1 protein-coding gene is annotated in these 248 nt (G+C 69.4%); it reads left to right on the forward strand.

Annotated features, from left to right (window positions below; all coding sequences use genetic code 11):
- A partial coding sequence (locus BIU99_RS14360; protein WP_175484414.1) for a septum formation initiator family protein occupies positions 1 to 248 on the forward strand: 248 nt, incomplete at both ends.

Here is a 248-nt window from a genome sequence, read left to right on the forward strand (position 1 = left end):
AAGAAGGACGTCGCGCGCTGGGACGACCCCGCCTACATCGAGGCGCAGGCTCGTGACCGTCTGCTCTACGTGTACCCGGGGGAGCAGAGCTTCCTCGTGATGGGGGAGGGCTCCGGTGCTCGCCGCGACGACGCCCCCACGACGGACTCCGGCACCCCGGTGAGCTCGAGCGTGCAGACGCCGAAGGTCGACTGGGTCCAGGCGATGCTGTCGTCCGTGCTCGAGTCCGGCCTGACGACGGACACGAA

It is taken from the genome of Plantibacter sp. MMLR14_011 (genome assembly GCF_001865025.1).
Taxonomy (GTDB): domain Bacteria; phylum Actinomycetota; class Actinomycetes; order Actinomycetales; family Microbacteriaceae; genus Plantibacter; species Plantibacter flavus_A.